Consider the following 13541-nt stretch of genomic DNA (forward strand, 5'->3'; position numbering starts at 1 on the left):
ATGATGTGATAAAATGCATGGATACGCAGCTCCTTGTCTATGACTTGTTTCGGCAAATTCAAGTATAGAGGACAAAGGAGCCTGCGTATTTTATTTTGCCTCAGTTGTTTTTCCACCCCAACATTTAGTGTCCCGTAAATGTGGGGGTTCGTTTTTCTTTGAAAGCGTGCAGTCCTTCAACGTGATCATCGGATTGCCCGGCAATCGTTTGTGCGGCCGCTTCTTTTTCTAGCAACACGTCGTAAGATTGATCCATTCCATCGTACATATACCGTTTGATGAGTCCCACTGCTCGTGTTGGTGAATCGGCGAGTCGGCGGGTGAACTGCTCGATCTGCTCCTCCCAATCCGCTTCATCAATACACAATGATGCAAGGTGCAGTCCAACGGCTTCAGTGCCTGAAATTGGATCGCCTAGAACGGAAATCTCCATCGCTTTTGCATAGCCAACAATTCGTGGTAAGACGGAAAGAAAACCTGCATCTGGAATGAGGCCGATGTTAACAAATGCACTAACGAACTTCGTGCGTGGCTGGACGAGTCGAAAATCAGCGGCTAAAGCAATGCTCATTCCAGCACCGGCAGCGGTTCCGTTGACAGCTGCAACAATCGGTTTTTCGACGGATCGCATCATGTTCAGAAGTGGGTGATAGCTAGACTTCAGGAAATCACCGTACCGTGTCGCCTCCTCAATGCTGTGAAGGTCCTGACCGGCAGAAAATGCTCGACCACTGCCGGTCATCATGATCGCCCGAATTTTTGGATCTTTGTTTGCGTGTTTCAAGGACTTTGTGATTTCTTTTAGCATGATCGGTGTTAATGCATTATAGGCATCCGGTCGGTTTAGACGAATGGTCGCAATATTGTGCTGCTCGGTATAAATAATTTCTTGAAAAGAATCAGTCACGTCACTACACTCCTTTAAACCGTGGCTGGCGTTTTTCTTTGAATGCGTTCATGCCTTCTTTCTGGTCGTCTGTAGCGAACGTGAGGTAAAAGTTCTTTCTTTCAAAAAGCATCCCATCGTGAATGGATTGGTGCTCCGCAGCGAGAACCGACTCCTTTATCGCACGTAGCGCAACGGCAGGTCGTTTTGCAAATGTACGTGCGAATTGAAGCGTTTCTTCATGTAGAATTTCTGAGGCGAATACCACGTTTACAACTCCGTTTTCATACAAGTATCGGGCAGAGATTGGTGTCCCTAGACCGATGATCTCCAACGCTTTTCTTCTACCGAGCGCATGGGTGAGGAGCTGTGTGCCACCAGCACCAGGGAGAACACCGAGGGTGACTTCAGGAAAACCGAACTGGCTGTTCTCTGCAGCAATAATACAGTCACAATGAAGAGCTAATTCAAAGCCTCCTCCAAGAGCCGAGCCGTGGACAGACGCAATCATTGGTTTCTTGATTCTCATGATCCGTTCCCAATCCCGAAACGGATCGGCATATTCCAATGAGACCGGTGATTCATCTTTCATCTCACTAATATCAGCACCTGCGGCAAACATCCGCCCGCTTCCATTTACAATGATGACCGATATTTGTCGGTCGTGATCGAACGCTTCCAGTTGATTGGCGATTTCTTTGACCATTTGCCGGTTGAGGGCATTAAAAACCTCTGGTCGGTCGAGAGTAATGATCCCGATCGACTCCGTTTGTGAAACACGAATATATTCGTTATTGCTCATCGACGTCCTCACCGATCATTAGCGTCACGAGGTTACCGGCGAACCCCATTAAATCTTTGCCTGAAGCTTTGCCTTCGTCACTTTTAAGGCCGGCTTTTAATGATTCGTGAGAATCATAAAACATCTCACAAAGCAAATAAAAATCACTTTCTCCTCCCATCGGGGAGCCAACAATCTTCGTCACTTTCATGTCGAGAAGTCCGGGTATTTCTTTTGTTATCGGTGCATGCGTATTGAAATAATAATCATCAAAGGCTGCTCGGTCTTCGGGCTGTTTATAAAGAGCGATAAGTTTTACCAAAAGATCATCTCCTTAAGAATGGATAGGTTTCATAGCTTCAAACGGATTTTTACAGTGATGGCAATAGAGGATACTACGACAGGCGGTTGGGCCGAACAAATTATCTACGGACGTAAATAAAGACTCGCAATACGGACAGTTCACCTCCCAATTAAAGTCTTCATCAGGAGTGGTGGGTACAGCAATTCCGTTTTGTCTCAATGATGCGATCCCTGCTTTCGTAATACGTGTTGTTGACCACGGCAAATCGAATGAAAAAGCAACATCAATGCGAGTGAACCCTTGTTGCTGTAAAGCTTGAACCACTTGACGTTCAATGAAATCAAGTGCTGGGCAACCGGTAAAAGTAGGAATCAATCGAACGAAGATTTTCCCTGAGGATGTGACGTCTATTTGGTCAATCATTCCTAAATCAACAATGCTTACACCAGCGAGTTCTGGGTCATCGACGGTCTTTAAAATCTGGTGGACAGTTTCCTTATTCAAACGATTCCCTACCATACCGCATGCTCTTCCAATCGATACACTTCTGAAAGCGTATCGATCGCTTGTTCGAGGTCTTTTGTATGTTCGCCTATTCTACCGCTAAACACTTTCTGCAGCGGTCTATCGGGCACTTGAACGAGTGTTTTACTCAATTCGTGAATCCATTGCTTTTCAATGAGACTTTCTTCTGGCATTAATTGATAGACGATCATCTTCTCTTGTTGGTCACCGAGTTGCAATAGATCGAGGCATTCGTTCCACGCTTCTTGAATGCGAGTATCAAGCTTTTGTTTTGCTGTAGCACTTGATGATTGCAGTTGATTGACCCACATTTTCCAATAAGCGAGATGGTACGTTTGCTCGGCTAACATACGATTGGCTGCATGGGTGAGTGGTACGTAGGAGCAATTTTTGAGCATTTGCAAACGCACTCGTTTAAATGTTTCATAGAAAAATCCGCGAATGACAGCAAGCGCCCAATCATAATAAGGATCTTGGTCGTATACTCCGTCACCGTTCTTTTTCTCCAAGTACGTAGCGTTTCGCCGCTCATTTGCCGATCTTTCATGGGCAAGTTTGTTCTTCGGCCCTTGGCCGAGTTCTTCTAATAATTGATAGAAATAAGCGGCATGACCCATCGTGTTTTGGGTGATCGAAGAATACGCAACGTCAGCTTCAATATGGGGTGCAAGTCCGAGCCATTCAGATCCACGAAAAGCGACAATGAAATCATCATCGGCAAGTTGATACAACAATTGAATAACAACGTCCTTATACTCCGCGTTTTTAGCAGCTTCTTCAGCGTTGTGAATGATCGTCATGTGAATTCACCTCTTTCCATGACATGATTTCTTTTTCATCAAGCATTCCTTGTTCTTTCGCTTGCCACTTCTTGCGTAAATAGCCATAAGCTTTTGTTGTTCGATAATCTTTATTATCGATGCGGGTAGTCAACTGCTCCCGTTCTTCGCTCTCTAAACCGTAGATATGTTGTTTTGGTATGACCCAAATGTCAATTACATCTTCGCGTCGCATAAAGTTCTCTTGAGCAAGTAACAGTGCCATTTCAGCATTTGGTGCGACGAGACTAAACTGATATTGAAAAGACTGTTTGTTATTCTTTTTGCTGAATACTTCGAATTCTTGATAGAAAGAAGATTCATCCATTACGACACCTCATCTCGATTGGATAGTGCTTCTCGAACCCAGCGATTATTCTCATAAGCAATTTCTCGCAATGCGAGTCGTTCCTTTGAACGAGGGCCATTATTTGAGATGATTTGTTTAAATTCATTCCAGTCGGGTTGCGCATATATCCAACGTTGCTGCTGTTCATCGTAACGGACAGTAGGGTCAGGGACGGTTAAGCCTAATGAAAATACACGTGGCAAATATTTGTCCAGAAACGCCTGACGTAATTCTTCATTTGAGCTTTTGCGAATCCGATATTTCTTCGTAATTTCTTGTTTTGAAGACCCTGTCGTCGCAGCACTTTCTGGGCCAAAAAACATTAGCAACGACGGCCACCAACGGTTTAGTGAGTCTTGTAACATTTGTTTTTGGTCGTCAGTACCTTCGGCAAGTGCCATAATAATTGATTCTCCGTGTTGAGCATGAAATACTTCTTCTTTGCAAATGCGAAGCAAAGCGCGTTGATAAGGTCCATAAGAGGCATCAAGCATATTTGTTTGCGAAATAATCGCCGCCCCGTCCACGAGCCAGCCAACAATGCCCGCATCTGCCCACGTGTACGTTGGCATATGAAAAACATTATGAAACTTTAACCGTCCACTAAGCAAATCTTCCATAAGATGTTGTCGGTTTCTTCCGTACGGTTTCATGAGATCTTCGGTGACGCGCAGAAGTAGCTGCCCATGCCCCATTTCATCTTGAACTTTTGCCATAATGGCGAGCTTTCGTTCCAAACTCGGGGCTTTTGGAACCCATTCTTTTTCTGGAAGTGCGCCCATAATCTCACTAATACCATGCATGGAAATTAGCTTAATCAGTGTTGTTCTGTATTCTTCGGGCATCCAGTCGTCAGCTTCAATTTTATCTCCTCGTTCAATCTTCTCCATAAACTGTTCGTATAGAGCCGGGTCGTCGTTTGAAGAATCGGCGATTTGATGTTCCAGAAAATGATACATCACGCACGCTCCTTTTATTACGTTATTTTAACGTTATAATATCATTCTGTTATACGAATCGCAATATCGAAAGTTAGGAAAATTATATCTATTCTTGCGTTTATTTGTAAGATTATTCAAAAAATATGATTGACAGCGAGCGATAATCGATGTAATTTATGTATAACAAAATAAGATCAGCCGTAATGAAAAAGAATGACATCGGTAAATTTTAGCAAGTTAAAGTGTTAATTTGTTGAAGGTTGTGCGATAATACGATAAAAGAAATGAAGAACAGTCTTATATCTTGTTCTTTTTTCGAATATTTTGTTTAAGGGGGATTTCATTTGAAAAAGTATCTACTAGGGTCGGGGTCTTTAGTATTTGCTGCTGCATTATTCATGGCGTGTGATGCAGGGGAGGAGAATGGCGAAACAGAAGAGGCGTCGGGAGATGCTACAGGTGATGAAGAAGTAGAAGACGAAGATGATGCGGGCGAAGAGGCGACATCAGCGAATGGTGAGGCGTTTGATATTGGTGTCGTTCAATATGCTGACCACCCATCTCTTGACGCTGCCACAGATGGATTTAAAGACGCCCTTGATGATGCCGGGTTAGACATTACTTATGATGACCAGAACCCAAATGGGGATATGAATGTGTTGCAAACGATTGCGGATACGTTTATCGGGAATGATGTGGACCTTATTTTTGCAAATGCAACACCAGCAGCACAAATTATGTCAAGCTCAACTGCGGACATTCCTATTTTATTTACCTCGGTGACCGACCCAGAAGGAGCGCAACTTGTGGATAGTTTGGACTCACCAGGAGGCAACGTTACAGGTACGATGGATTTGCATCCAGATGCCATCTCACAAACGGTCGAACTGATGAGTGAAGAGTTTGATATTGAGACGATTGGAATGATTTACAATGCAGGCGAGCAAAATTCAGAATATCAAGTGAGTATTGCTGAAGAGACTGCCGACGAATTAGGAATGAGTGTACAAACGGCAACTGTTCAAACATCAGCAGACGTGCAAAGTGCAACTGAAAGCCTGATTGGTAATATTGATGCCATTTATATTATTACAGATAATGAAGTCGTTTCTGGACTTGACGCGGTCATTGGTGTGGCAGAGAGCGAAGGCTTACCGCTTTTTGTTGGGGAATTAGATTCTGTTGAGGCTGGAGGTTTAGCAGGTTTCGGGTTTTCATATTATGATATTGGCTACAAAACTGGAGAAATGGCGGCAGACGTACTCGTGAATGGGGAAGACCCAGCCACGTTATCTGTAGAATTCCCACCAGAGCTAGAGCTTGTCTTTAATGAAGGAGCAGCAGAACGCATGGGTCTGGATTGGGATGAAGAATGGGAAACCATCGCTGACAACATAATCAACGAGTGAAAAGGTGAGGTGAAACGGCATGTTTACGGCCATTTTTGGCTCACTTGAACTCGGGCTATTATATGGAATTATGGCATTAGGAGTCTATCTGTCATTTCGGGTGTTAAACTTCCCTGATTTGACGGTTGACGGTAGTTTTGTCACGGGAGGTGCGGTAGCTGCCATTCTGATTACGAGTGGGTACTCGCCGATTCTCGCGACTGTAGCGGCCGTCGCCGCCGGATTTCTTGCCGGGACAATTACGGGGACGCTTCATGCCAAAGGCAAGATTAACCCGTTGTTATCCGGCATTCTCATGATGATCGCTTTGTATTCCATCAACTTGCGAATTATGGGGAACAGCCCAAACATTCCGTTGATGCGAGAAGATACAATCATGACGATGTTTGGCAATGCGTGGGCATCACTTCCGTTTGATGGATGGATGGCAAGCTTGTTTGGTGCATTGAATATTGGGTTCCAACCGAGCACGTGGGGGATTTTATTGCTCGCGTTCGTGATCGTCATCTGTGTGAAGCTCTTTACGGATTTCTTTTTAAAGACGGAAGTTGGTCTTGCTGTTAGAGCGACGGGTGATAACCCAAGAATGATTAGCTCTTTATCAGCGAATACAGACCGTTTAAAAATCATCGGGCTTGGGATATCGAATGGATTTGTTGCATTGTCAGGTGCAGTGATTACCCAGTATAGTAGTTTTGTTGATGTGAACATGGGTATTGGGATGATCATTATCGGTCTTGCTTCAGTCATTATTGGAGAATCGATTTTTGGTAAAGGCTCAATTTTCAAAATTACGCTTGCGGTCATCGTTGGTGCGGTTATTTACCGTATTGTCGTGGCATTGGCGCTTAGGGTTGGGTTTTTGGAAACGGGTGATATGAAACTCATTACTGCCGTCATTGTTATCGGAGCGCTCGTTATTCCGAAAATGATTGATGATGGGAAAGAGCGAAGGCGTAAATATAATAAAGCAAGAAAGATTAAACGAGAATACGAAGGGGAGGAGAGCGTTGCTTCAACTAAGTCAGATTTATAAAGTGTTTAATGAAGGCACGATTGATGAGAAAGCAGCGCTGGAACGCGTCTACCTTACACTAGAACCAGGGGATTTTGTGACGGTAATTGGCAGTAACGGTGCGGGGAAATCAACAATGATGAATCTAATAGCCGGTAATTTGACTCCTGATGTAGGCACTGTCAAAATTGATGGCAAAGATGTGACCCGTCAAAAAGAACATGAACGATCGAGGTTAATCGGTCGAGTGTTTCAAGATCCTATGGCGGGGACCGCACCTTCAATGACGATTGAGGAGAATATGGGAATGGCGTATAGCCGGACGCATAAACGTTCATTCTTCTCAATGGGCGTGACGAAAAAACGGAAACTTTTATTTCGAGAGCAACTTGCGACACTAGGTCTCGGGCTTGAAGATCGACTGAACGCGAAAGTTGGCTTTTTATCAGGGGGAGAGCGTCAAGCGTTATCGCTCCTCATGGCCACGTTTACGAACCCGTCAATCTTGCTTTTGGATGAACATACCGCCGCACTTGACCCGTCTCGCGCCAAGTTGATTACCGAGAAGACGAAAGAGATCGTTGCAGGGACAGAGCTGACAACACTTATGGTCACCCACAATATGCAGCAAGCGTTAGATCTAGGCAATCGGCTAATTATGATGGATAAAGGACAGATTATATTTGAAGCTTCAGGCGACCAGAAGAAAGAGCTCACGGTGGAACAGTTGTTACATGAGTTTCAAAAGATTCGTGGCGACCATCTCGCGAATGACCGTGCGGTACTCAGTTCATAAGATAGAATAAGAGAAACGTACTTTCAAAGAAGGGAACGGCGATACTTTGTCTCAAAAAGTCAATGCACGCTCCATGATCTTTACAATCTATGGGGATTACATTCATCACTATGGAGGAAAAGTTTGGGTTGGGACACTCATTCGCCTTTTAGAAGCCTTTGGACATAATGCACAGGCAGTGCGAGCTGCGATATCTAGAATGCAAAAACAAGGGTGGGTGCAAGCCGAAAAAAGAGGCAATCGCAGTTTTTATTCACTTACCACCCAAGGTCAAAAACGGATGCGAGAAGCAGGAAAGCGTATTTTCAATGATGTGGAAAAAGAATGGGACGGAAGATGGCGTATGCTTATTTATTCGATTCCAGAAGACCAACGCAAGCTCCGAGATGAATTACGAAAGGAATTAGGGTGGAGTGGTTTTGGCTCACTGACGCATAGTTGTTGGCTCACACCCCATCGATTAGAAGATCAAGTTCAGCAGCTTTCCAAGCGCTATGGAATTGCAGAATATATCCATTTTTTTACAGGTGATCATCAAACGCCAGAACGCAACGACGAGCTCGTTGAAAAATGTTGGGACCTTGCCGCAGTGAACGAACGTTATCGACAGTTTATTGATGAATACAGTAAGCGGTTCATCATTACGCGAAACGAAATTAAGAACCAAAAGATGAACCGAGAACAATGCTTTGTAGAGCGCACGAAACTTGTCCACGAGTATCGGAAGTTTCTTTTTATAGACCCAGAACTTCCTGAACCGCTGCTCCCAGATTACTGGGTGGGTGATCATGCGTCTTCCCTATTTCATGAATACTATGAAGTGTTAGCCGAGCCAGCAAATGAGTTTTTTGAATCGGTGTACAAGGAAGATAATGATGCAAAAGACAGTGTGAAGCGTGGCAAAGGATACCGGGAACCTTTGTCTATAAAGGAGTAATTCATGGAGCCATTTACAATTCGAGATTTCAAACAAGTCGCCAATCACAATCGTCCACCGCCTGCGTGTGATACGCATATGAATGTTACAGTACAACTTGCAGAACAGGGGAAATCGACGGGCATCTGGTCGCCAGATGAGCGGTTTGTAAACGGAAATGGGGTTGTTATGGGCGGGTTTTTGTCTGGCGCTACCGATATTCTGATGGCGTATGCACTCGCATCAACACTTGAGGACAACCAAAGCTTTGCAAGTGTAGATCTTCATACAACATTTCACCGTCCCATTTTCCCAGGTAATGTGACAGTAAATGCCGAAGTTGAGAAACTCGGCAAAAAGATGGCTTACGTGACTGGGGAGTTATGGCAAAACGATAAAAAAGCAGCATCAACTGTGTCTTCAATCTTCATCCAAACGAACCAACAGTGAGGGTCGTGAATGTACGAACCCCTCGCTGTTTTTCTGTGTGGGCAGACAGGCATAATAAGTAAAGTGTTGTGGGGAATCTATAATTGGTATATAGCGGCTTTTATCAATTAAGACAACGTCCAAAACGATCTATATAGGGTGATCTTTAAATCTTCCTGATTTGCGTTGTTAGTTTTTACTTTCCGCTACAGGCGAATTCTTGTACTCCAGAGCACAAGTGCAACATCGGCGGTCAAAAGACGCCCGCCGTGTTTTCTATGCAGTCCAGACTATAAGGGCAACATCGGTGGCTAAAATACAGCCACCGTGTTTTCTTTATACTCCAGAGCACAAGTACAACATCGGTGGTCAGAAATCGCCCACCGTGTTTACTATGCACTCCAGAGCACAAGTGCAACATCGGCGGCCAAGGTGCTGCACTCCAAAATCCAAAACATGCGGTATGTTGAACGTGGAACGGAAGAACTGGTTCCAAAGATCATCGATTGGAATCAGATTCACTCATAAGTGATCGGTTTGCCTCGTTCTAATTCCAATCGATCGACGTCTCGTTCCAAACCTCCGTTTATGGAATCAGGTTCAACATTTTATGGAAAAAATGACCAACAATCTAGCCCAAAATCGATGCTCATTGAGTTGCACGCCCTGCCCCAATCTCCAAGTTGAAAACCCAAATCCTATCGGCGCGAGCCGCGCCGAATCGAGATCGATTTCGGTTCGACCCCGCTGGGGGCGACAGGTCGTATAGTGTTCGATTTAATTCAATCTGCGCTCAAGTTGAAACAAACTGCGTGCAAGTTTTACGAAATGAGCGCTAAAATCGCTAAAAAGTGTAAACTTGATCGCAGAAAATTCGAACTAGCGCGCACAATGTGAACCACTCTCCCATGCCCTTTCCCTTAGTATTATAAATAGAAAAAGCGAACCCTAGCGTCAGTTTTGGGTTCGCTTTTTTCATCGTCTCTTCCTTATTTGAGAGAAGTAAGGAGGCGATATGGCTTTTCAAGTAAGCTTTTCATCCGGTTCGTAAACATCACCGCTGTGTAGCCATCGGCAACGCGGTGATCAAAAGAGAGTGACAGGTTAAGCATCGACCTTATGACGATTGTTTTGTTACGCACAACCGGTGTATCTTCGATCTGATGAAGAGCGAGAATGGCGACTTCGGGGTGGTTAATAATCGGTGTTGCATAAACCCCTCCGATCGGACCGACATTGCTAATCGTAAATGTGCCTCCTCGTAAGTCGCTCACTTCACACTCGTTGTTTTGCGCTTTCTCGGTAAGTTGTTTCATCTCTTCATGCAGGTGCGGAATGCTTTTTTGTTCGGCGTTCTTTATCACAGGAACAATGAGACCCTCATTGGTATGTGTCGCAATTCCACAGTTTATCGTTGGCTCCAGCGTAATTTCCTCGCGTTCTTCATCTAACTTTGAATTAAAGACAGGGAACTCTAATAGGGCAATCGATACGGCTTTCAGAAAAAATGCAGTGAGAGAAAGATAAACGCCGTCTTCTTTTAACTCATCTTTTACTTCAATTAACGCACTTACATCAATCCGGTCAAAGTGCGTGACGTGCGGAATCGTGTAAGCGGAAGTTGTCATTTTTTTAGCAATTTGCTTTCTGCGTCCTTTGAAAGGCAGGCTTTCTTTCTTCGTGTGCGTATCCAATAGTGTACGATCGGTTGTTGGATTGTCGCTACTTTGACGTGTCCGTTCAATATCTTCGTTCGTAATTCGTTTGTTTTTACCCGTTCCTTCAATCGTTTCAATCTCGATGCCATATGAACGAGCAAGTTTACGAGTGTACGGTGCTGCTTTCACATTCCTCATTCGAAAAAGACGTGAAGGTGTAGGGGAGGAGCCCTTCGCAGCATCTTGTGATGGTGAGGGAGAGGGTGTTGTCTTTTTGGAGTGGTCCTCAATTACAATAATTGTGGCACCTGTTTGCACGACGTCTCCCTCTGCAACAGGGATGTTAACGACTTTTCCGGCAACCGGTGAAGGCAGATCAGCGGTCACTTTATCAGTCTGGACACTCAACACAGGCTGGTCAGCTAAGACCGAGTCCCCTACTTTTACAAAGACGGTGTCCACAGTACCTTCAGTAATGCCTTCACCGATGTCGGTTAATTTCATTTCAAACATACACACCCCTACCCTTCATTCATGACATGTTCAATGGCTGCGCCAATTCGCTTGGCACTTGGAATATACGCTTGTTCAATAGAGAAAAACGGTACGTGAACGTCAAACCCCGTCACTCGTTGAATCGGGGCGCGTAAAGAGTACAAAGCTTCATCATTAATCATCGCAATAATTTCCGCACCAAAGCCGCTCGTCTGGTGACCTTCATGGACGACAACGACCCGGCCTGTTTTTTCTACGGAAGCTATAATCGTTGGAACGTCTAGCGGGTCAAGCGTACGTAAGTCAATGACTTCTGATTGAATCCCTTTTTCTTCAAGTGTGTCACGTGCAGCCTCCAATGCTAGACGTACCATGTTGCCCCAAGCAAGAACGGTTACATCCTCACCCGTTTGACGAACACTCGCTTCTCCAATGTTTACGATGTATTTCTCAACAGGAACGTCTTCACGATACGCACGGTACGTTTTCATCGGCTCCATAAAAAGTACCGGGTCAGGGTCAAGAATACTTGCGATTAACAGCCCCTTAGCATCATAGGGGGTTGATGGTACGACGACTTTTAAACCCGGAATGTGCGTGAAAAGGGACTCCATACTGTCTGAGTGCAGTTCAGGAGCATGAATTCCCGCCCCATAAGGAGCGCGAATAACGAGCGGTACAGTAAAGCGGCTTAACGTTCGAGTACGCATACGGACGGCGTGGGACACAATCTGTTGAAAGGCAGGGTAGATAAAACCTTGAAATTGCATTTCAGCGATAGGTAAAAAGCCGTTCATCGCAAGACCGATACTCGTGCCGATGATTCCTGATTCAGCAAGAGGGGTATCCACAACCCGTTGTTCGCCAAATTCTAGTTGCAGTCCATCGGTAGCTCGGAACACGCCCCCATTTGTTCCGATGTCTTCCCCGAGCAATATGACGCGCTCATCTTCACGTAACATCACTTCTAACCCAGAAGTAATCGCACCAACAAGAGTCATTTCTTTCGTCTTTTTCTCCTCCAAAGCACTCGCTTGACTCATCATTGGTGGGCCTCCTTTTCAAAACGTTCATGTTGCTTAATTAGTGCAGCACTTTTCGTTTGAAATACGTGTTCAAACATGACGGTTGCATCTGGATCTGGATAGCGATCAACAGCTTCGGCTGCTTCGTCAATTTCAGATTGAATGATCGCCTGTTCTCGTTTTAGCCAATCATCTCCGATGGCTCCTTTTAATGATAGGTACGTATGTACCCTTGATAAGCAATCTTCAGTGCGGCGGGCCTCGCTTTCTTGTTGGTCACGATACTTCGTCGGATCATCGGCGGTTGTATGCGCGCCGTACCGCCACGTTACGGCCTCAATAAGCGTAGGGCCTCCACCGTTTCTAGCTTTATCTATCGCTTTTGACACGGTCGTATAAACAGCATAAACGTCATTACCATCGACACGAATTCCTTCAATATCATAGGCATCGGCTTTTTGAGCGATCGTTTTGGATTTCATTTGTTTATGTTGAGGGACGCTGATCGCGTAATGATTGTTTTGGCATAGGAAAATCGTAGGTGTATTGTAAACGCTTGCAAAATTGAGCCCTTCATGGAAGTCGCCTTCAGATGTGGCACCGTCACCGAAGTAAGCAATAGACACACGATCGGTTCCTTTTCGTTGTTCAGCCCAACCTGTACCTACGGCGTGTAGTAATTGTGTAGCAATTGGAACAGAAGGGGGGAGGATGTTCATACCTTCAGGAGGAACACACCCTTCAATTCTACCTTTCCAATAGAGAAAAATGGTGAGAAGGTCATGACCGTAAGTCATTGTCGCAGCATGGTCTCGGTACGTAGGAAATAACCAATCTCCATCGGAGAGTGCCATTGCACTTCCAATTTGAGCGGCTTCTTGACCTTCGAAAGGCGCATATGTTCCAATTCTTCCTTGACGTTGCATCGTGACCGCTTTCTGATCAAAAAGACGTGCGCGAAGCATGTTTGTATACATCTTAATGAGTAAAGAAGTGTCTATGTCTCGATCGTCGACGAGCGTGCCTCCGTCTGGCAAAATCATTTGAAAGAGCGGATAGCGTTCGGTAGAGTCTGAGTTATTCGCACGTGTAGAATTTACAAATTGCGCCAATCTGAACCCTCCTATAAATATAACGAAATATTCATTCTACGACATTATACTGTTATGATAACGGGCAATATGACGTGTTGTC

The 13541-nt window shown here is 44.8% G+C and carries 15 protein-coding genes; 5 read left to right on the forward strand and 10 right to left on the reverse strand.

Annotated elements, in window-relative coordinates; genetic code table 11:
* Nucleotides 1-124: 124 nt before the first annotated feature.
* From ACE1TF_RS00005 to paaA, 7 genes are read right to left on the reverse strand one after another with little or no spacing between them, the layout of a single operon-like run.
* Complete coding sequence (locus tag ACE1TF_RS00005; protein WP_375013282.1) at nucleotides 125-907, reverse strand: enoyl-CoA hydratase/isomerase family protein; 783 nt, start codon at nucleotides 905-907, stop codon at nucleotides 125-127.
* A gap of 4 nt (nucleotides 908-911) precedes the next feature.
* The gene (locus ACE1TF_RS00010; RefSeq protein WP_042399036.1) at nucleotides 912-1688 is read right to left on the reverse strand and encodes an enoyl-CoA hydratase-related protein; all 777 of its coding nucleotides are present in this window, start codon (nucleotides 1686-1688) and stop codon (nucleotides 912-914) included.
* Nucleotides 1678-1989 (reverse strand): EthD family reductase, encoded by a 312-nt coding sequence (locus ACE1TF_RS00015; RefSeq protein WP_375013284.1) that lies wholly within the window; start codon nucleotides 1987-1989, stop codon nucleotides 1678-1680. The genes ACE1TF_RS00010 and ACE1TF_RS00015 overlap by 11 nt, the downstream gene beginning before the upstream one ends.
* A gap of 12 nt (nucleotides 1990-2001) precedes the next feature.
* Entirely contained in the window at nucleotides 2002-2490 is a 489-nt protein-coding gene (gene paaD, locus ACE1TF_RS00020) for a 1,2-phenylacetyl-CoA epoxidase subunit PaaD (RefSeq protein ID WP_042399043.1), read from the reverse strand.
* Nucleotides 2484-3296, reverse strand: coding sequence for a 1,2-phenylacetyl-CoA epoxidase subunit PaaC (gene paaC, locus ACE1TF_RS00025; protein ID WP_375013290.1), 813 nt, complete (start codon nucleotides 3294-3296; stop codon nucleotides 2484-2486). The genes paaD and paaC overlap by 7 nt, the downstream gene beginning before the upstream one ends.
* Nucleotides 3274-3642 (reverse strand): 1,2-phenylacetyl-CoA epoxidase subunit PaaB, encoded by a 369-nt coding sequence (gene paaB, locus ACE1TF_RS00030; RefSeq protein WP_042399044.1) that lies wholly within the window; start codon nucleotides 3640-3642, stop codon nucleotides 3274-3276. Before paaB ends, paaC begins: the two co-directional genes overlap by 23 nt.
* Nucleotides 3642-4622 (reverse strand): 1,2-phenylacetyl-CoA epoxidase subunit PaaA, encoded by a 981-nt coding sequence (gene paaA, locus ACE1TF_RS00035; protein ID WP_375013293.1) that lies wholly within the window; start codon nucleotides 4620-4622, stop codon nucleotides 3642-3644. Before paaA ends, paaB begins: the two co-directional genes overlap by 1 nt.
* Nucleotides 4623-4948: 326 nt before the next feature.
* Between paaA and ACE1TF_RS00040 the strand changes: the two genes are divergently transcribed.
* From ACE1TF_RS00040 to ACE1TF_RS00060, 5 genes are all read left to right on the forward strand, one after another.
* The gene (locus tag ACE1TF_RS00040) at nucleotides 4949-6013 is read left to right on the forward strand and encodes an ABC transporter substrate-binding protein (RefSeq protein WP_375013295.1); all 1065 of its coding nucleotides are present in this window, start codon (nucleotides 4949-4951) and stop codon (nucleotides 6011-6013) included.
* 19 nt (nucleotides 6014-6032) lie between these two features.
* Nucleotides 6033-7049 carry an ABC transporter permease gene (locus ACE1TF_RS00045; RefSeq protein ID WP_042399045.1) on the forward strand — a complete coding sequence of 339 codons (1017 nt, stop codon included), beginning with the start codon at nucleotides 6033-6035 and terminating at the stop codon, nucleotides 7047-7049.
* Entirely contained in the window at nucleotides 7024-7824 is an 801-nt protein-coding gene (locus ACE1TF_RS00050; protein WP_042426913.1) for an ABC transporter ATP-binding protein, read from the forward strand. The genes ACE1TF_RS00045 and ACE1TF_RS00050 overlap by 26 nt, the downstream gene beginning before the upstream one ends.
* A gap of 73 nt (nucleotides 7825-7897) precedes the next feature.
* Nucleotides 7898-8761, forward strand: coding sequence for a phenylacetic acid degradation operon negative regulatory protein PaaX (paaX, locus tag ACE1TF_RS00055; RefSeq protein WP_375014066.1), 864 nt, complete (start codon nucleotides 7898-7900; stop codon nucleotides 8759-8761).
* A 3-nt stretch (nucleotides 8762-8764) separates the two neighbouring features.
* Nucleotides 8765-9190 (forward strand): PaaI family thioesterase, encoded by a 426-nt coding sequence (locus ACE1TF_RS00060; RefSeq protein WP_375013298.1) that lies wholly within the window; start codon nucleotides 8765-8767, stop codon nucleotides 9188-9190.
* A 968-nt stretch (nucleotides 9191-10158) separates the two neighbouring features.
* Here ACE1TF_RS00060 and ACE1TF_RS00065 read toward each other — a convergent pair.
* Genes ACE1TF_RS00065 through pdhA form a run of 3 tightly spaced genes read right to left on the reverse strand, consistent with a single transcriptional unit; the run spans nucleotide 10159 to nucleotide 13390 of the window.
* The gene (locus ACE1TF_RS00065; RefSeq protein ID WP_375013300.1) at nucleotides 10159-11340 is read right to left on the reverse strand and encodes a dihydrolipoamide acetyltransferase family protein; all 1182 of its coding nucleotides are present in this window, start codon (nucleotides 11338-11340) and stop codon (nucleotides 10159-10161) included.
* 8 nt (nucleotides 11341-11348) lie between these two features.
* Nucleotides 11349-12365 (reverse strand): alpha-ketoacid dehydrogenase subunit beta, encoded by a 1017-nt coding sequence (locus ACE1TF_RS00070; protein ID WP_375013302.1) that lies wholly within the window; start codon nucleotides 12363-12365, stop codon nucleotides 11349-11351.
* Nucleotides 12365-13390 carry a pyruvate dehydrogenase (acetyl-transferring) E1 component subunit alpha gene (gene pdhA / locus ACE1TF_RS00075; protein ID WP_375014068.1) on the reverse strand — a complete coding sequence of 342 codons (1026 nt, stop codon included), beginning with the start codon at nucleotides 13388-13390 and terminating at the stop codon, nucleotides 12365-12367. Before pdhA ends, ACE1TF_RS00070 begins: the two co-directional genes overlap by 1 nt.
* Between the last annotated feature and the right edge of the window lie 151 nt (nucleotides 13391-13541).

This window comes from Geomicrobium sp. JSM 1781026, from assembly GCF_041949955.1.
In the GTDB taxonomy this organism is placed as follows: Bacteria; Bacillota; Bacilli; order Bacillales; family Marinococcaceae; genus Geomicrobium_A.